General features: G+C 63.9%; 11 protein-coding genes. 2 read left to right on the top strand and 9 right to left on the bottom strand.

Annotated elements, in window-relative coordinates; translation table 11 throughout:
- Window positions 1-7 precede the first annotated feature (7 nt).
- Window positions 8-7243: an Ig-like domain-containing protein gene (locus BLO97_RS06425; protein WP_092345363.1), complete on the bottom strand. Its 7236-nt coding sequence runs from the start codon at window positions 7241-7243 to the stop codon at window positions 8-10.
- A gap of 51 nt (window positions 7244-7294) precedes the next feature.
- Window positions 7295-8140: a sulfotransferase family protein gene (locus BLO97_RS06420; protein WP_092146628.1), complete on the bottom strand. Its 846-nt coding sequence runs from the start codon at window positions 8138-8140 to the stop codon at window positions 7295-7297.
- A 306-nt stretch (window positions 8141-8446) separates the two neighbouring features.
- On the opposite strand from BLO97_RS06420, the gene BLO97_RS06415 reads away from it, so the two are divergent.
- Window positions 8447-9034 (top strand): phage tail protein, encoded by a 588-nt coding sequence (locus tag BLO97_RS06415; protein WP_092146630.1) that lies wholly within the window; start codon window positions 8447-8449, stop codon window positions 9032-9034.
- Window positions 9035-9080: 46 nt separating this feature from the next.
- Window positions 9081-9392 carry a DUF6916 family protein gene (locus BLO97_RS06410; protein ID WP_092146632.1) on the top strand — a complete coding sequence of 104 codons (312 nt, stop codon included), beginning with the start codon at window positions 9081-9083 and terminating at the stop codon, window positions 9390-9392.
- Window positions 9393-9458: 66 nt separating this feature from the next.
- Here the strand turns inward: BLO97_RS06410 and BLO97_RS06405 are convergent, their stop codons facing one another.
- From BLO97_RS06405 to BLO97_RS06375, 7 genes are all read right to left on the bottom strand, one after another.
- Window positions 9459-9950: a GNAT family N-acetyltransferase gene (locus BLO97_RS06405; protein ID WP_092146634.1), complete on the bottom strand. Its 492-nt coding sequence runs from the start codon at window positions 9948-9950 to the stop codon at window positions 9459-9461.
- 9 nt (window positions 9951-9959) lie between these two features.
- Window positions 9960-12056 carry a site-2 protease family protein gene (locus BLO97_RS06400; protein ID WP_092345361.1) on the bottom strand — a complete coding sequence of 699 codons (2097 nt, stop codon included), beginning with the start codon at window positions 12054-12056 and terminating at the stop codon, window positions 9960-9962.
- A gap of 1 nt (window position 12057) precedes the next feature.
- Complete coding sequence (locus BLO97_RS06395; protein WP_092345359.1) at window positions 12058-13377, bottom strand: efflux RND transporter periplasmic adaptor subunit; 1320 nt, start codon at window positions 13375-13377, stop codon at window positions 12058-12060.
- Complete coding sequence (locus BLO97_RS06390) at window positions 13374-14153, bottom strand: efflux RND transporter periplasmic adaptor subunit (RefSeq protein WP_092146640.1); 780 nt, start codon at window positions 14151-14153, stop codon at window positions 13374-13376. Before BLO97_RS06390 ends, BLO97_RS06395 begins: the two co-directional genes overlap by 4 nt.
- 846 nt (window positions 14154-14999) lie before the next feature.
- Complete coding sequence (locus BLO97_RS06385; protein ID WP_092345357.1) at window positions 15000-17435, bottom strand: alpha/beta hydrolase; 2436 nt, start codon at window positions 17433-17435, stop codon at window positions 15000-15002.
- Between the two features lie 9 nt (window positions 17436-17444).
- A complete protein-coding gene (locus BLO97_RS06380; RefSeq protein WP_092345523.1) occupies window positions 17445-18887 on the bottom strand; it encodes a TIGR01777 family oxidoreductase in 1443 nt (480 codons plus the stop codon).
- Entirely contained in the window at window positions 18880-19368 is a 489-nt protein-coding gene (locus tag BLO97_RS06375) for a cell division protein (protein ID WP_170867286.1), read from the bottom strand. The genes BLO97_RS06380 and BLO97_RS06375 overlap by 8 nt, the downstream gene beginning before the upstream one ends.
- Window positions 19369-19828 lie beyond the last annotated feature (460 nt).

Below are 19828 nucleotides of genomic sequence, written 5' to 3'. Positions count from 1 at the left end.
TTAGAATTCAGGCCTGCGCCTGGCTGATGCCGACCTGTCGTAACGCCGTTGCCAAGCTGTCGACCTGACGCTGTTCAGTATCCTTGAGCTGTTGCAGCTGCTGGCCCAAGGTCGGTGCGCCGAACATCCCGCGCAGCCCTTGGGATACATCGCCGCCCTGCATCGACTGACTGCCGAAGGCACCCATCGATTCGCTCTCGGAAGCGGAGTCCTGGGTGAACAGGGTCGAAAGCGTGCTGCTGCCGAATACCCCACCATCGCCCCCACCAAAGCCCAGGAAGCCCTGGCCCGAACCATCGCCAGCGGCATCGCTGCTGAACACCTGAGCGATATAGCTAGGCGCCAATTGGCCCCGGTTGATGAAAATATCTCCAATCGGCTTGAGGCCCCCGCCCACGTCCCGTTGCTCGAACAGCGGCGGGAACCCCAGCGGCGAACCGAGATTGCCGGTCGGCGGGGTAAAGACGATCGGTTGCAGCGGCACCTCGGACGGCGGGATAACCGTGACCGGGTCGGAGGTCAGGAACTCCGGCGGCGGCTTCACATCGTTGGGCACCACGGTGTCGATCGCATAGTTGTTGGACACCGCCACGCTGCCCCCGGCGTTGCCCGACAGGTCGCTGACGTTGCTGGTGTCCAGGGCAATGAAGTTGCTCGGGTCGGTGAGGTTCACCGTCGGTGTGAACGTCGCGGTCCAGGTCCTGCCGCCGTCGCTGCTGGTCAGGTTGGTCAGCTCGCCGTTGGTGACGCTGAGGTCCGACAGATCGAAATTGCTCACCGCCTCGCTGAAGGTGATGGTGACCTGGGTCGTCTCGCCCACGGTCAGGTTCGGATCGGCCACCACGATGGTCGCTGTCGGCCGGGTGGCATCGAGCGCGTAGTTGGCGGAGATCGCGATGCCCACGCCGGCGTTGCCGGCCAGGTCCTGCACATTGCTGGCGTCGAGCAGGATCAGGTTGGTGGCATCGTTGACGCCTGCAGTAGGCGTCAAGGTCGCCGTCCAGGTCAGGCCACCGTCACTGCTGGCGAGGTTGGACAGCACACCATTGGCCACACTCAGGTCGGACAGGTCGAAACCGGACACCGCCTCGGTGAAGGAGATAGTCACGGTGGTGCTCTGGCCGATGCCCAGGGTGGTGTCGCCCACGGTGATGGTGGCGCCTGGGCGAACCGTGTCGATTGCGTAGTTGTTGGAGTCCACCACACCGACACCGCTGTTGCCCGAGGCGTTGACCACGCCGCTGGTGTCCAGGCTGATCAGGTTGCTGGTATCGGTGATGCTGGCGCTCGGCGTGAACGTGGCCGTCCAGGTGACGCCGCCGTCGGTGGACGACACATTGCTGAGCGTGCCGTTGCTGATGGTCAGGTCACTGTTGTCCAAACCGCTCACCGCCTCCGAGAACGTAATGGTGACCTGCGAGGTTTCTCCTACGCGCAGCGCACTGTCGGCCACCACGATCGTGGCAGTCGGCACCTGCGTCTCGACCGCATAGTTGGCTGAGTCGGTGGTACCTGCCCCGCTGTTGCCAGCCGCGTCGCTCACGCCGGTATTGTCCAGGCTGATCAGGTTGCTGGCGTCGGTCACGCCCAGGGTTGGCGTGAAGGTCGCGGTCCAGGTCAGGCCGCCATCGCTGCTGCTGACAGCGCTCAGGGTACCGTTGGCGACACTCAGGTCAGCGTTGCTGAAGCCGGTAACGGCCTCGCTGAAGGTGATGGTCACTTGGGCGGTTTCACCCGGTTTCAACACCGAATCGCTCAGCACGATGGTGGCGGTCGGACGCTGGCTGTCGACGCTGTAGTTGTTCGAATCGGTGGTGCCGCTGCCCGCGTTGCCCGCCAGGTCGGCGACGCCGCTGTTGGCAAGGGTGATGACGTTGCTGGTGTCCGTGATGCCAGCGGCAGGCGTGAAGGTCGCGGTCCAGGTAATGCCACCGTCATTGCTGCTCAGCCCGCTGAGGGTCCCGTTGGCGACGCTCAGGTCGGCAGTGGTGAAGCCGGTCACGGCCTCGCTGAAGGTGATGGTCACCAGCGAGGTCTCGCCCGCGGCGATGGCGGTGTCGGCGACGACGATGGTCGCGGTCGGGCGCACGGTGTCGATGGCGTAGTTATTGGAATCGGTGGTGCCGACGCCAGCGTTGCCCGAGACGTTGACGACACCGGTATTGTCCAGGGTGATCAGGTTGCTGGTATCGGCAATGCTCGCACTCGGTGTGAACGTAGCCGTCCACGTGACGCCGCCGTCGGAGGACGACACATTGCTCAGCGTGCCGTTGCTGACGGTCAGGTCGCTGTTGTCGAAACCGCTCACCGCTTCGTTGAAGGTGATGGTCACCTGGCTGGTTTCACCGATGCTCAGGGACGTATCGGCCACCACGATGGTCGCGGTCGGCACCTGGGTATCGACGGTGTAGTTGGCGGAGTTGCTGGTGCCGGTACCGGCGTTGCCGGCCGCGTCGCTCACGCCGCTGTTGTCCAGGACGATCAGGTTGGTGGCGTCCCGCGTACCGGTGGCCGGGGTAAAGGTCGCCGTCCAGGTAATGCCGCCATCGCTGCTGCTCACGGCGCTCAGGGTGCCATTGGCCACGCTCAGGTCCGAATTGTCGAAACCGCTGACCGCCTCGCTGAAGGTGATGGTCACCAGTGAGGTTTCGCCGACGCTGAGGTTGCTATCGGCCATCACGATGGTCGCGGTCGGGCGCAGGGTATCGACAGCGTAGTTGTTCGAATCCGCAGTGCCGGTGTTGATGTTGCCCGCCACATCGGCGATCGAGCCACTGTTGAGGCTGATCAGGTTGGTACTGTCGCTGATTCCCGCACTCGGGGTGAAGGTCGCGGTGAAGGTAATGTTGTCGCTGGTACTCAGCCCGCTCAGGGAACCATTGGCCACGGTCAGGTCCGCCAGGGTGAAGCTCGTCACGGCCTCGCTGAAGGTAATGGTCACCAGCGAGGTTTCGCCAATGGCAACGGTTGGGTCGGCCATGACGATGGTCGCAGTGGGGCGCACGGTGTCGACCACGTAGTTATTGGAATCGGTGGTGCCGACACCTGCGTTGCCCGCGCCGTTGATCAAGCCGGTATTGTCCAGCGTGATCACGTTGCTGGTATCGGAAATGCTCGCGCTCGGCGTGAACGTGGCCGTCCAGGTGACGCCGCCGTCGGTGGACGACACATTGCTGAGCGTGCCGTTGCTGACTGTCAGGTCCGCGTTATCGAAACCGCTCACCGCCGAATTGAAGGTGATGGTCACCTGGGTCGTTTCACCGATTCCCAGCGTACTGTCGGCGACCACGATGGTCGCGGTCGGCACATTGGTGTCGACCTGGTAGTTGTTGGAGTTGGTCGTGCCGGTGCCGGTATTGCCCGCGGCATCGCTGACGCCGGTGTTGTTCAGGGTGATGACGTTGGAGGTGTCGCTGACACCGAGCGCAGGCGTGAACGTCGCCGTCCAAGTGATTCCACCGTCGCTGCTGCTGACCGCACTCAGCGTGCCATTGGCCACGCTCAGGTCCGAGTTGTCGAAACCACTGACCGCCTCGGAGAACGTAATGGTCACCAGTGAGGTTTCACCGACGCTCAGCGCGTTGTCGGCCACCACGATGGTCGCGGTGGGACGCAGCGTGTCGACGGCGTAGTTGTTGGAGTCGGTGGTGCCGCTGCCGGCGTTGCCCGCCCCATCTACGACGCCCGTGTTATTCAGCGTAATCAGGTTGGTGGCATCGCTGGTGCCGACGCTCGGGGTGAAGGTGGCGGTGTAGGTGATGTTGTCGCTGGTGCTCAGCCCGCTCAGGCTACCGTTGGCGACCGTCAGGTCAGCCAGGGTGAAGCCGGTCACCGCCTCGCTGAAAGTGATGGTCACCACCGAGGTTTCGCCCAGGGCGACGGCCGTATCGGCGACGACGATGGTGGCGGTGGGGCGCGCCGTGTCGATGGCGTAGTTGTTGGAGTCGGTGGTACCGCTGCCGGCGTTGCCGGCGGCGTCCGCCACGCCGGTGTTATCCAGGGTGATCAGGTTGGTGGCGTCGCTGATGCTGGCGCTCGGGGTCAGTGTCGCGGTCCAGGTGATACCGCCGTCGCTGCTGCTCAGCCCGGTCAGGGTGCCGTTGGCGACCGTCAGGTCGGCAGTGGTGAAGCCGGTCACTGCTTCGTTGAAGGTGATGGTCACCAGCGAGGTTTCGCCGATTCTCAAGGCGTTGTCGGCAACAACAATCGTCGCGGTCGGGCGCGCGGTGTCGACGGCGTAGTTGTTGGAACTGGTGGTGCCGGTGCCAGCGTTACCGGCCGCGTCCAGTACGCCGGTATTGGCCAGGACAATCAGGTTGGTGGCATCGCTGATGCTGGCGCTTGGAGTGAGCGTCGCGGTCCAGGTGATACCGCCGTCGCTGCTGCTCAGCCCGCTCAGGGATCCATTGGCAACGGTCAGGTCGGCCAGGGTGAACCCCGTCACCGCCTCGCTGAAGGTAATCGTCACCAGGGAGGTTTCACCGATGTTCAGCGCGTTGTCGGCCACCACGATCGTGGCGGTCGGGCGCAGGGTGTCGATCGCGTAGTTGTTCGAGTCGGTGGTGCCGGTACCGACGTTGCCGGACAGGTCGGCAACGCCGCTGTTGCTCAACGTGATCAGGTTGCTGGTATCGCTCACGCTGGCGGTCGGGGTCAGCGTTGCGGTCCAGGTGATACCTCCGTCGCTGGTGCTCAGCCCGGTGACCGTGCCGTTGGCCACCGTCAGGTCAGCGGTGGTGAAACCACTGACCGCCTCGTTGAACGTGATCGTCACCAAGGATGTTTCACCGGCGCTCAGCGCCGTGTCAGTCACCACGATCGTGGCGGTCGGCAGCACGGTGTCGATCGCGTAGTTGTTGGAGTTGGTGGTGCCAACGCCGTCGTTGCCACTCAGGTCCGCGACACCGGCATTGTTCAGCACCACCAGATTGGTGGTGTCGGTGACAGCGGCGTCGGGTGTCAGGGTTGCTGTCCAGGTGATACCGCCGTCACTGCTGCTCAGGCCGCTGAGGGTGCCATTGGCCACCGTCAGGTCGGCCGTGGTCAAGCCGCTGACCGCCTCGGAAAAGGTGATGGTCACCAGCGAGGTTTCACCGTTCCTGAGGGCCGTGTCAGATACCACGATGGACGCCGTCGGCGCCACGGTGTCGTTGACCACGTAATTATTCGAATCGGTGGTGCCCACCCCGGCGTTACCGGCCAGGTCCGCCACACCGGTGTTGTTCAAGGTGATGATGTTGGTGGTATCGGCGATGTTGCTTGCCGCCGTCAGCGTGCCGGTCCAGGTGATGCCGCCGTCGCCGCTGGTCAGCGTGCCGATGGTGCCGTTCTGTACGGTCAGGTCCGCCGCGGTCAGCCCGGTCACCGCCTCGGAGAAGGTGATAGTCACCTGCGACGTGCCGCCAGAGTTCAGGTTGGTGTTGGCCACCACGACTGTCGCGGTGGGCGGCGTTTCGTCCGGCACATAGTTGGTATTGATGGTGCCGCCGTCGCCATAGACGTTGGCCACCGAACTCGGCGAGACACCTGCCGTGCCGGCACTCGTTCCACCGGTGCCGCTGCCACCGACGTTGCCGGCCAGGGCCGCGAAGTTGGCCGCAGTGATCAGGATCGAACCCTTGTTCCAGATCGCACCGACACCCACGCCACCGGCGCCGCCCGCCTGGGTGTAGCCGCCGCCGGCACCGCCGCCACCGCCACCACCGCCCGCGCCGATGTTGTTGGAGATGACCGAGTTGCCGATGATCCGCAGGGTTGCGCCCGTGTCGTTGTAGATACCGCCAACCGCGCCACCGCCGGCACCGCCGATGTCGTTATAGCCATCGCCACCACCGCCGCCGCCGATGGACAACCCGCCGCTGCTGGCCGTGCCACCGGAGGAGCCGGTGCTGTAGCCGGCATAGACAGCGCCGCCGGCACCGCCGGTCGCGGAGCCGCCACGCCCGCCGATGTTGAAGAAGCCGCCACCGGCACCGCCCTGGTTGGTAGAGCCCAAGGAACCCGAGGAGTTGAGCGTATCGCCGCCACGCCCGCCGATCCCGCCGCCGAGCGCACCACCGCCACCGCCACCACCACCTGCGTATTCCGGCGTCACACCACCGCCGCCGCCACCGCCCGCCGCCACGTTAGCCGTGACCGTGACGTTACGCAGGGTCAAGGTACCCGCGTTGTTGATCCCGCCGCCCTTGGCCACCAGCGCATCGTCACCACCGTTACCGCCGTTGCCCGACACAACGCCGCGGGTAATCACCAAACCATCGAGGGTGGCCGTGGTGCCGGCCGTCACGCTGATCACCTGGGTGCGGAACTGCCCGTCCAGGGTGACATCGGCGACGTTGTCGTTGTTGAGATCGCCGTCGATCGTGATGTTCTGGTTCACCACCAGCACCTGGGTCAAGGCAACGGTCATGCTGCTGTTGAAGGTGACGATATCGCCGTTCTGCGCGGAAACCAGGGCGGCGCGCAGGGAGCCCACGCCGGAATTGGCATTGTTGGTGGCGGTCCAGGTGGCCAGGCCCCATTGGTACTCGCTCATGGCCGTGGCCGAGAGCGCATTGGCACTTTCGATGTTGCCGGTGGCGATCTCCAGGTCCCAGTCGCCGCCGACGCCAGTGCGATCGTCGGAAGCCGCCACGTCACGCCCGGTCAACTGCGCCAATGAATCCACCAGGCTCAGGCCACGCTCGCCTTCGGCGGTGTAGCAGCCGTAGATCAGGATATCGCCGCCGGCGTTCATGTCCTGGCCGATCTGTGCCAGCACTTCGCTGCGGGCCTGGACGTTGTCCGCCGACAGGTAGCTGTTGCCCAGCCACAAATCACCGGCATTACCGTGGGCGATGATCTGCACCGAGCTGACGCCCTGGTGGGTGTCCAGGTAATCGGCGATCTGTTGCAGACCGTCCTTGGTGGCATCCAGTTGCACCACCTGGGTCCCGGGCGCCACGCCTTCGAGCAGGTTGGCGGAATCCTTGACCCGGGAATCGACAAACACCACGGATTTGCCCGGAACGGCAGCCTGGGTGGCATCGACCTGGCCTTGGGGTGCATGACTATCGGCAGGCTGGTCCGCTGTGGGCGTCTTGGCCGCCTCGGCAGTCGGATGAGCGTCCGGTTGCGCGGCGTCGGCCACGGTTGCCGCCACCGCGCCGTCGAACAGCATTCGCGGCTCCAGGGACATGATCATTGGCGATGCCAGGGCCTGTGCGCCCTCGGTTACCCGCGATTTGCCTTTGCTCCACCACATGACGATCACCTGGACTCGAACTTCTTGAACACAAATGAAAAAAAACCGCAGTCAGCTGACGGCGGCGTCGGTTTTCATACGAATGACATTGGCGGCGCTTGCGGACCCATCGCGCCAGAACGACAACTCGGCATACTTTTCAAACAGATCCGGCGGCAGCAGGGTGCGTCGAGCTTGCGGCGCGACCTTGGGCTTGACCTTGTGCAGGCCGGCAACGCCCAGTGCCTGGTCGAAGGCCGGTGCGTCGTAGGTCAAGTGATTGAAATCGTGCTCGAACCAGGGCTCGCCGATAAACTCGTACACCAGTCGCATGACCCGCTCCGGTGCCTGGCTCAGCAGGTCGTAGTCAACGACCAGCAACGACTCGGCGTTCTCGCCGTAATAGGCCTCTTTGAGCGCCGTCCAGGCAAGCCCCACCAGACGATTGCGCTGGGCCAGGGTTTCGCAGCGGCTGTAGACGGTGTTGCGCTCGTCATCGTCGTTGAACAGCTTGGTGTTCTCGAACGGATTGGCGCGATAAAGGCGCTCCAGGCTGTCGAGGATCCAGGCAACGTTGCGCACGCAAGCGATGGTCTTGGCCTGGGGAAACAGGTCCTGCAGGGCAGGCAAACGGGCACACCATTGGCGATTGGTGTCGAAGATGACCGGTTTATCGGCTTTGTCGGCGTAGTAGGAATCGAAGAGGCCACGCAACAGGCGGCGGCGCAGGTCGGTGTCGATCACCGAACCGAACTCGCTGCCGGCGCTGCATTGTTGCAGGACGGTGCTGAACAGCGAACCGACGGGACTGGTCATCCCGGCATGAAAGCGCGGATTCTGCAGCAAAATGGCAGAAAGCAGGGTCGAGCCTGAGCGCGGTAAACCGGAAATAAAGTGAAACTGCGGCAATCCATTCACCTGTTTGTAGTCCCTTTGTATCGCGAAGCGTAGCCGAGGAAACAATCTTCGCCTAGTGGTACTTTGACATCAAAATCAGCCAATTCTGTAAAAAAGATGGACGGTATAGCGGCGATGCGAACCTGAATCGATTAAGCCGATCGACCACATTTTTCCTCTATTGCTGCCCAGCAGAATGAGACATCCCCGTCTACGCTCAGCCGTGCGTGACCAGGCCAGGGAATGAAGGCATCGGGCTGACCGCACTACCCTCCCTTGGATCCTGGCGGCATTGCCATACCAATAATCTGAAGGGATGAGGAATCTATGGAAGTATTTATGGGCACCATCCAACCGTTTGCCTTTAACTTCGCCCCCAATGGGTGGGCTCAGTGCAACGGGCAGAGCCTCCCAATTGCCCAGTACCAGGCTTTGTTCTCCTTGCTCGGCACGTATTACGGAGGCAACGGCACCACCAACTTCATGCTCCCCAATCTGCAAGGCCGCCTGCCGCTAGGACAAGGCAACGGCCAGGGTCTGACGCCGCGGGTCATGGGCGAAGTCTCCGGCACCGAAAACGTCACTGCAACGATCAGCAACCTGCCCGCCCACACTCACACCCTGGCGGGACTCACCGCCTCCACCACCCTGCAACTGGCAAACCCGGCCAGCAACCCGGTGAATACGCCGACGGCCACCAACTCGTTCATCGGCACCTCGGGCACCGGGCCTGGCTCGGCGGCGATTTATTCCGACCAGATCGGCGCCTCACCAGTGCCGGTCAAGGGCGTGAGCACGAGCATCGACGGCACGATTTCCCCCGCGGGCAACGGCTTGCCAATGGCGGTCATGAACCCGTTCCTGGTGGTCAACTTCAGTGTCGCCTTGAACGGTCTATTCCCAACCCGTAACTGATAAACCGCCGGAGGGCTGCGGTCCTCCGGCCTTTTGGAGTGTCGACATGCTGCAACAGGTTCATAGCCGCCATTTCCAACCGCTGCTAGGCCAGACCGGCAGCCTGACCCTGCCCGACGGCAGTTGCCTGCCGGTACGCTTCGAAACCCTTGAAGAAACACCTCGGGCGAAGATGCCGAACACCGAGCGCATGCCCTTCAGCGTCGAGTTCAACAGCCTGGAGAGCACCGCGTTCGTGGACGGCCTGTGCGGGCTGGAGGTGCCGGAACTGGGCAAGATCGAGGGGGTGTTCGTATCACGGATGCCGCCCATGGGACGGGATCCGGCGCTGGGATACTTCTACATCGCGTTTAACTAAAAACTGATGATCCCTTGTGGGAGCAAACCCGCTCCCATATTGAACAGGTGACCAGTCAGGCACTGTTCAGTTGCCTTTCGGATACCAGACCAACCGCTCCGCCGCCGGGTTGCTTTCCTGCACTTCGAAACCCAGCGCCAGGTAGTGCCGACGCGCGTGGGGGTTGCTGGTCCAGACCACGGTCGCCACCGGGCAGCGGACCTGTTGCGCGGCTTTTTGCACCCCTTGCAGCACCGCCCGGCCATAGCCTTGCCCGCGGGCCTGAGGGATAAAGGCCAGGTACAGCACGCGAATTTCATTGGGACCAAAATCAGTGCTCAAGGCGCCGATAGCGGTGCCGAGTTTTTCCACCACGTAATGCATGGCATTGGGGAAGCACTCTCCCAACCCTTGCTCCTGCACTTGAAACTGCTGGGCAATCACCTGCCGCACCTGCTCATGCTCGCCGTCGATCCACTGCAGATCCGGTCGTGCCGCCTGGTAAAGGCTCTGCAAGAACGGACCATCGCTGACCCGCGATGGCCGCACCACCAATCCCTCCGCCGCCACTGAATCCATGCTCGCTCCTTAAAAACCGCTTTCCCTGACACCCAACGCCGCCAACCGACGCCAGGCCGCTCCCAACACCGACTCGCCCTGCCCCTGCAACACCACCACGCCACGCAGCGGTTGCACCGGCGCGGCCGAATCGTCAATGGCACTCAGGCGCACGCCATACTGCGCCTGCACCGGCTCGGCCCGTTGCTGCGAATCCCGGCGCACCGCAATCGGCCCATGGTGGTCGGACGTCAACGCTTGTTGTTCGACCCAGGCCACGCCGTTGGTGTCGATTTCATTCAACTGCACGGCAATCGATGGGTGCATCGGATCGTCGGCAATGAACCGTCCCGTGGCACCCGGCCCGACCCGCCAGAGCTCGGCTTCGGTGAGGTACCCGCGCAACCGCGAATCGGGCTGCACCACCCGCGCCAGCACCTGCGTCGGTGACAGCCAGCGCCCTACCGACAGTTGCGGCAACAAGTCGCGCACTTGGCCGGCATGGGGAGCACGCAACAACAGACGTTCGCGCTGGGCCACCAGGCCTCGGTACTCGGCCACCGCTTCGGCCAGTTGCTGTTCGATGATGCCGGCATCGGCTGCGGTTTCGCTGCGCCCGGCCTGACGACGCATCTGCAACTGCTGGATCTCGATTTCCCGGCGCACGATGGTCAAACGCGAGGCCATGTCCGGCGATTCCAATTCAATCAACACATCGCCTTGGGCCACGGTCTGGCCATCGTGCACATTCACTTGCTTGACCCGTGCCGCCACTGGCGCATGCAGGGCACTGGCGCGGCCGGCCTCGAGCATGACCGGCACCTCCACAGCGCTGCGCCAGGGCAGCACCAGCGCCAACAGCAACCCCAGCAATACCAGGCCTGCAAACAGCACTCGCGGGCCATGGGCCTGCTCGCGGCGGCTCCACCATTGCCGCCACTCATTCACGATGGGCATAAAAATGAACCACACCAATTCCACCATCATCAGAAAAATGCCCAGCACCTTGAAAAACAGGTGATAGACCGCCAGGGCAATCCCGAAAAACAACAATGCCCGCCACAGCCAGGAGCCGTATCCCCAGACCAGCAAACGCCGGCGCATCTTCGGCGACCAGGGCTCCGGCGCTGCCGCCCCATAACCGAACAAGGCTTCGCGCAGGTGCCAGCGGCACAGGGCGAACGCACGCCCCTGAAGGTTATCCACCGCCCAGAAATCACTGAGCAGGAAATACCCGTCAAAACGCATGAACGGGTTCAAGTTGATGATCAGCGTGGTGATCCAGGTGGCGCTGGCCAGCATGAACGCCGCCGTGCGCGCCGGTCCGTCGGGCAGCAGCGACCAGGCCAGCAGCGCGATGCACGCCAGCAACAATTCGGCCAGGACGCCGCCGGCACCGATCAGCAACCGCGCGCGACGATCGTTGATCCGCCAGGCGTCGCTGACGTCGGTATAGAACATTGGCAACAGCACCATGAACGCCACGCCCATGCTTTGCACGCGGCAACCGGCGCGCTTGGCCATGAAGGCATGGCCGAACTCATGGCACAGCTTGGCGAAGAGCAACGCCGCCCCGAAGGCCAGCGCACCGCCCAGGCTGAACAGGTGCGGAAACGTCGCGATGAAGCGCTGCCAGTCCCGCGACACCAGGAAGATGCCGAGGCCCAGGGTCAGCGGCAGGCCATAGCGCAGGATCCCGGGGCCGAACCGCGCCAACCAGGGCCAGGCCCGGTTGAGAAAGGCGTCCGGGCGCCACAGCGGGATGCGGAAAAACAGGTATTGATGCAGCAGGATCTGCCACAGGCTCTGGCGTTGTGCGGCAGTCTTGAAGAGGTAACTGTCGCGCTGTTGTGGGTCCATTGCGCTGATCAGGTCATGGCCGCGCAAGAAACCCAGCAGTTGCTCCAGCGACTCGCCATTGAGCGGCAGGCCCGGCTCGCGGTTTGCGGCTTGCAGCACCTGCTCCGGATCGCCCAGGGACCAGTGCCGCAACATGCGCATGGCCGCCGCGCCAAGCTTGAAATAGCGCCCTCGCACCGGATCGGCCAAGGTCCACTGCGGCGAACCGTCCGGGTCCGGCGCCGCCGCGGACAACTGCAGGTCCGGCCGCAGGCTCGGCAAGTCCATGCTACAGGCCTACGCTCTGGCGCAGGCCGGCCAGTGGCCGACGCAGCAGGTACAACGCCAGCGGCGCGCGGTCGCCAAAGACCTTCGCCGTGCCCCGCAGGCCGATGCGCGGCGCCGTGGCATCGAAACGCGCGTCCAACCGGTACGCCAACTGCCCGGCGGCGGTAGGCTGCGCTTCATAGGCCGAGCGCTCGAGCCAGGCCAGGTGCCGCTGCAACGGGTCGCTGTCGAGAAACAACGCCACTTGCGCACCGGGCTCCAGGGCAATCGCGTCGCCCACTGCCAATTCAATACGCAACTCGGCCTGGTTCGGGTCGGCGATTTCCATCAGTCGCTCGCCGGTCTGCACGGGCTTGCCGAGCCAACGCTCGGCGTCGGCAAATACCGCAATGCCGTCGCGCTCGGCGCGGACTTCGCTGCGCTTGAGCAGCTCAAGCGCGTAGTTGCGCTCGGCCCGCTTCTGTTCGACGCGGGCGGCCAGCAAGTCAATCTTCGAACTGGATTCAGCGTCGACAAACGAACGCTGGGAATTGGCCTTGAGTTCGGCCTCAGCCACGCCCAACGCACGCTCGGCCACATCGGCCTGGGCCTTGAGGCTGGTGCTTTCGAAACGCAGCAGCAGGTCGCCGTTCTTGACCGTCTGGTTGGGCTTGACCAGGAACTCGGCAATCACCCCATCCAACGGCGCCGCCACCACCTGCCCGCCCAATGGCACCACTTCGGCCGGGGCCAACACGGACTGGCGCACCGGGATCAGCAAGCCCAGCAGCAACACCGCCACCAGGGCGACCTGGCGCTTGCGCGTCCAACGCAGACGCCACGGCTTGCGCGGTTGCAGCGCCAGCCACGCATGGCTGTAGGTGTCGCCCAGTTGCGATAACAGTACTTGCTCGGCAGGGGTCCATGGCAGGTCGCGGGCCAGCCATAAGCCGCCGAACACCTGGCCTTGATGATCGATCAACGGCAGCCAGAACACCTGCCCGGCGGACAGGCTTTGCCAGTCAGCCCGGATGGATTCGCCCACCCCCTCGGCGGCGATCACCCGGGCCTGATTCAGTACCCCCTGCTTGAACGACTGCGCCACCGCCTGTTCGACGAACGCCACAAACGGTGCGTTCGGCTCCACGGCGCTGACGCCCGTCACGGCCTGGACCTTGCCGGCGATCAATAGCGCGGCATGGCGAAAGCCGAACAGGGCCTGACCGTCGTTGACCAGGCTGTAGCTCAGTTGCGCCGGGGTACGTGCAGCACGCGTCTGGCGCTCCAGGTCGAGGAAGCGGGCGAACACCTGCTCGGCGTTGCCGGTGATCGGCGCGTTCACTTGGGCTCCGCGAAACGCGCGGTACCACTCATGCCGGACAACAGCCCCGTGGCATCCGGCAAGGTCGCCACCAGCAGCAAGGTCTGGCTACCCTCATCGATGCGCGCGCCCAAGCGCTTGACCGTCGCTTGCAATGGCTTGCCGGTTTCATCGGGAATAAACGTGAAAGGCTGGCCGGGCTTGAGCCGGTTCATCCAGCGCGACGGCACCAGCAGATGGATTTCCAGGGTGCGGTTGTCCACCACATCGAGCAACGGCGCCCCAGCGGCCACGCTTTCATAACGCTGGACCTTGCGCGCCACCACCTGACCATCGAAGGGTGCGACCACGCTGCAGCGCTTGACCTGAACCTGATACACCTGGGACTGTGCCTGGGTCTCATTGAGCCGGGCCTCGGCCCGCGACACCTCAAAACGCCCGACTGATTTCAATTGCGCCAGTTGCCGGTTATGCGCCAATTCCTCACCAGCACCCCGGCTGGCCGCCTGGGCCGCGTTGAGCTGGGCCTGATACGCCGAGCAATCGAAACGCGCCAGGGTGTCGCCCTTCTTGAACGACTCGCCCTCACTGAACGGCAACTCGACGATACGCCCGGCCAACTCGCTGGCCAGCACCGCCTGGTCCCGCGCCCGCAGCACCCCTCGCGCCTCGTTGCCACTCGGCGCACTGGCCGTGACACTGCTTTCCAGCAAAGGATCGTCGGCAGCAGGCGTTTGTGCCTGAACCGTGCACGCTACAAAGGTCAATCCCACAACCCAACTACTCAAACGTCGCATGACCGTTACTCCCTGACGGATGGGCGGAGTCTACGACAGCGGTGGGGGGCGTCAAGGGAGGCGAGAAATTTGGTGGTCATACACGCCCTGTGGCGAGGGAGCTTGCTCCCGCTGGACTGCGCAGCAGTCCCAAAACCTGGCGCCTCGGGGTGTCAGGCAGATCGCATTCAAATTGCTTAGGGTCGCTACGCAACCCAGCGGGAGCAAGCTCCCTCGCCACAGGTTCCGTGATCGACGCAGATCACGCTGCCTACTCCACCAACGATTCACTCACTCAACCCCGTACGCAGAGATTAAATTCTCTGGCCGTTGGGGTGAAAACACCGGCTTCGGCCGGTTTTTTCGTTTCTGGGGATTGAGAACAGCCCCTGAATTGAACTCACCCCTGTGGCGAGGGAGCTTGCTCCCGCTGGACTGCGCAGCAGTCCCAAACCCTGGCGCCTCGGTGTGTCAGGCAGATCGCATTCAAATTGCTTGGGGTCGCTACGCAACCCAGCGGGAGCAAGCTCCCTCGCCACAGGTTCCGTGATCGACGCAGATCACGCTGCCTACTCCACCAACGATTCACTCACTCAACCCCGTACGCAGAGATTAAATTCTCTGGCCGTTGGGGTGAAAACACCGGCTTCGGCCGGTTTTTTCGTTTCTGGGGATTGAGAACAGCCCCTGAATTGAACTCACCCCTGTGGCGAGGGAGCTTGCTCCCGCTGGACTGCGCAGCAGTCCCAAACCCTGGCGCCTCGGTGTGTCAGGCAGATCGCATTCAAACGGCTTGGGGTCGCTACGCAACCCAGCGGGAGCAAGCTCCCTCGCCACAGGTTCCGTGATCGACAGCCTTCGCGCTGCCTACTCCACCAACCTCAGCTCCCCATCGCAATACACCACCTCACGCCCCAACCAACCCACATCCACCTGCGGCAACACCGCCGAGGGTTTGCGCAACTCACGCAGCAACGTCGAGCCGTGGGACAAACGCCCACCCATTCGCGCAATCACCGCCCGGGCGCTTTGATAGTGTGCGTGGCGACCAGGGTCCAACGTGTCTTCAAGCAGAATGTCCTCACCCAGAATCCCGCGGGCCTGCCCCGGATAAATCATGAAGCCGCTGGCCTGCTCGGTGCCTTCACGACCGTCCTGCCAGAAGCTGCCATCGCGGGTGCGGATGTCCGGGTGCGGCGCGAACCAATGGGCTCGGTCAGCCGTCGGCATGGCGTGATGCAGGCGGAAGAACATCCGCATCAGGTTGTCGCGATACCATTCGCGCACTTGCAGGTAGTAACCGCGTAAGCCCGGCAGACCCGTCGAATGGGCAGCACGAATCGCCAGGGGCCATTGTGGGAAGGCTTGCAAGGGCAACTCGGTCGGCACCGGGCGTGGCGTCGCCGGGTCGGTTTCCCACGGCAGGCGATGGGGGCTGTGTTCAAGGTCGTCATAGGCGGTCGGTGGGCGCCCCAACAGGTCGCCGCCGCTGCTGGCCAACGCGCTGGCGATGCACAGGTTGCCTTGCACCACGAACACGTAGAAGCGGGTGAACCAGTCGGCTAGTTGCTGGCCGTCGGCGCCTTGTGTGGTCAGTTCGAACAGCTCCGGGTCGAAGCGCCGCAAGCCGTGTTCGAGCGTGAGCAGATGCCCACGAGCGATGCGTTGCATGCGCAGGAACAACGGCAGCGAACGCAGCAGGCACAGTGGCCGCCAAGGCAGGTGCGGTGTCGCGCCGCCAACCTCGCCGGCGTAACTGCTGGCACTGATGCCCCAGTCGGCCAGCCGGGCGAGAAACAGGTCGTTGTTGATGTACGACGCGCCGCCAAACACCGCCGTGAACGGCTCGCTGTCCTGTAACACCCGCGAGTCCCAACGCGCCATGATCGCCGGAATACTCGCCGCCGCGCGGCGCTGGGCGTACTCCACCAACACGCTGGGTTGCGGCGGCAGGATCTCGGCGATGTTGGCGGCGGTCAGGTGGCGGCGCCAGCCGTAGTCGCTGATCGGCCGGTATTGCAGCAGCCAGAGTTGCGTGCCGTCCCAGGCCCATTCAACGTCGCCGGGTACGTAGTGGAAGACCCGCAGCACGCCTTGCAGGAAACGCCATAGCACGTCTTCGGTCAGGCCATGGGCGGGCTTGAATGTGCCGCTGCTCCACGACGCGCCGAGGCGGGAAAGGATCGCCCGCTCGGGGCTCACCTGACCATCGGCCAACGACTCCAGGTGACCTTCGACCCATTCCAGTTCGACGGACAGGTGGCGCACGAAGGCAATCCCGGACAACCGTGGTGCGATGAAGCGCTGCACCACCACTTCCTCGACACCTGCCGCACTCAACTCGACAATGCGCGCCGGCACGTTGTGCGTCGGTTCACGCAGGAACGTGGTGCTCAGGCCGGCATTCGCCGCGTCGGCCTGGTCCTCGCCGTAGCTGGAGGAACGCACCGCCCAGATAGCGTCCGGTTGACTGCTCAGGAACGCCGGCAAGCGCGGATCATGGCAATCGTTGAGCGACAGCGCCGCAGGCACCGCCTGCCCGGCCAGTTCCGCCAGACGCAAGCGGCCACCCTTGGTGTGCGCGACGAACCCACGCTCGCCCGACTCCAGCCATGCGGCGAACTCGGCCGGCGCATCGATCCACGGGTAGTGGCCCCAACCGGGTTTCAGGCTGATGGTCAAATCGGCACGGGCAAGAATGGCCGACCAGGCCGCCGCCTGGGCGACGCCCAGCACCTTGTCCTGATCGCCCCAGACCAGTTCGACCGGGTCGGTGATCCATTCCAGCAGCGGCAGTGCGGTGTCCGCACGCAACTGATCCCAGAGCGGCACAAAGGCGCGGCAGCGAGCATAGCCGGCGCCCATGCGCTGGTACTGCGCGGGCGTCCAGGTCTGGCGGGAGAATTTGTGGGCAAACAGCGTCGGCTTGTTCGAGAGCAGCCAGTGAATGGTCTTGCGAATCGGCAGTGGCGACATCAACGCCGGCAGCCGTCGTTGCCACAAAAAAGCACCAACCGGCGCCAACAACACACTGCGACAAAAATGCCCCGGCTGACGTTGCAAGGCGTGCAGCACCAGCAAGGCGTTGACCCCGACCGCCATGATCGCGCTGCCCTTGTCCGTTGCCGCCAGCAACGCCTGGGCGTAGGCCGCCAGGTCTTCGCAGGGGGCCTGAGGGTTGTTACCAAAGCCAGGCAGCTCCAGCGGCACCACGTCGTGGTGCTGAAAATGCGGCAACGCGTCGTCCCACCAATCGGCGGCGCTTCCGTTGCCGGCCAGCAGGTACATCCGGGGCTTGCTCATGGGCGCTCCTCAGGCCAGGTCGCGCAAGGCAGCGTCGAGGGTCGGGTACCGGAACGTATAACCGGCCTCGACGAGACGATTGGGCACCACGCGCTGGCCGTCGAAAAACAGCTGGGCCATCTCGCCAGCCAGGGCACGCACCGGCGCGGCAGGAATGTGGAACCACACCGGACGCTTGAGTACCTTGCCGACGCTTTCGGCGAACAGCGCCTGACTGACCGTTTCTGGCGCCACCAGGTTGTAGGTGCCGCTCAGGCTTTCGTCATCGAAAGCCCGGGCGATCACTTGGATGACGTCGTCGCGGTGCACCCAACTCATGATCTGCCGACCATCGCCCATCCGCCCGCCGAACCCCAGGCGAAACGGAATCAGCAACGGCAGCAACGCGCCGCCCGGGCCAAACACCACGCCCAGGCGCATCACCACCTGGCGCACGCCCAACTCAGTGGCGGGCCGGGCTGAGGCTTCCCAACGCACACAGAGTTCAGCCATGAAACCATCACCCTGGGCGGCACTTTCATCGAGACTTTCGCTGGCGTCACGCACGCCGTAAAAACCGACGGCCGAGGCCTGTATCCACAACGCCGGTTTGTGCCGGGCGTTTTTCAACCAGGTCATCAAGGCTTCAGTGGTATTGACCCGACTGGCGATGAGTTGCGCCTGACGCTTGGGACTCCAGCGCGGCCCGGCCACCGGTGCGCCTGCCAGGTTGATCACCACATCGAAGGTTTCGTCATGGCCCAGTTTGCCCAACGAACGCAGGCACCGGGCGCGGCCGTCGAACAGATAGGCCGCTTTCAATGGATCGCGAGCCAGCACGCTGACCGTGTGCCCGGCATCGAGCAGTTGATTGACCAGTGTCTCGCCGATAAACCCGGTGCCCCCGGTCACCAGCACGCGCTTGTAGGCGCCACCGGCAAACGGGTTGGCGGGCTTGCCCGCGCGCTGCATGCGCAAGGCCGCCAACCCGTCGCGAATCCCCGAGGCCGTGACCCCGATGGCGAACAAGGTCAGCAACCAACCGCGCCAGCCCAGCTCGATCGCGCTCAGGCCGGTCGGCAAATTCGCCCATTGCGCCAGTTGCACGCCGTACAACGCGAAGAAGGCCCCGCCGTTGACCGCCAGCACCGTGTGCATGATGCGCTCGATGGCGGGCAACTTGCGGGTCCGGTCCTCGACCACGAAATCCCAGAGCGTCAGGCCGATCTCCAGCGCGAACAGCAGCGCGATGACGATCGCCCACGTCCCCTCGAAGGCCAAGTGCGCCATGCCCAGGAACAGGACCCCGTAGAAGCACGAGCGCAGGGCGTGGATAGAGAGCTCCAGCCGGGCACTGTGGCGATAGGGCAAGGCGACGGTCAGTTCGTGGTGATACAGGGTATCCAGCGCACCGAGGATCGCTTGGGCAATCAGCAGGGTGATGGCCCAGTCCAGCAGTGAAAAGTCAGGCATGGTTTGCATCACTCGACGCGTTGTCAGTCAGGGAGGTGCGGCGGTCGTGGCGATAGAGCCAAAACAGCGGCGGCAATAAAACGAGCAGTGCCAGGCTGTCGAACCACAGGTGCGACCAGACCCGTGCCTGGACAGAAATCAGCATGTCCTGGGGCGCCCAGAGCAAGATGCCGGCGATGATCCAACCCCAAGGCATGGCGCGCTTCAGTCGATTGCCAATGTGCACGAGGGCGAGCATGTACAACGCATAGCTTTGCAACGTGGCGCCGAACAAGGCCAGCCACCAGACCTGTTGTGCCCTGGCCGTCGCGGGCACCGCGGCGGCGCCCCAGAAGGCCTGTTCGATGTTTTGCAGGTAGCCATCGAGCAAGCCCGAATGGCCTGCCCAGCTCAGGGTGACGCCGGCAAGCAGATGCATCAGGGCGGCGGCATAGAGCCAAACGACCAGGGCTTTGCGAAGGGTGCTTTGAGGGACTGGCATTCCGTGTCCTGAAGGCTTGCGGGAGGGTCGCAAGTCTAATGGAAAAGGAGGTGGCTTTATCTGGCTAACGGGCCGGCCAACGATAAATAAATCCACCGCCTGAGCACCTGAGGCGTTCCCCACACCCAAGCCGAACGCAATTGTGGCGAGGGGATTTATCCCCGCTGGGCTGCGCAGCAGCCCCAAATGGCTGAACACCCGCAGCCTGACACACCGAGGAGACTGGTTTCAGGGCTGCTGCGCAGCCCAACGGGGATAAATCCCCTCGCCACAGGTTCGGTGTTCCATTTCAGTAAGCAACAGGTCCTAGGAGATTTCCTTCAAGTTGTAGCGATGTTGGTGAACTTGTTCGGCTTCGGGCCCGCCGCTAGTCTGGGTTTGTCACTGAAAAAACGGTGACACGGACGTGCAAGTCCGGGTAAAAGACGTCGCACATCGCTATCAGCCTTGATCAAGGTTT

Origin of the sequence: Pseudomonas sp. NFACC05-1 (assembly GCF_900100135.1) — a bacterium.
GTDB lineage: Bacteria > Pseudomonadota > Gammaproteobacteria > Pseudomonadales > Pseudomonadaceae > Aquipseudomonas > Aquipseudomonas fluorescens_Q.
This window is presented reverse-complemented; position numbering and strand designations above follow the sequence as displayed.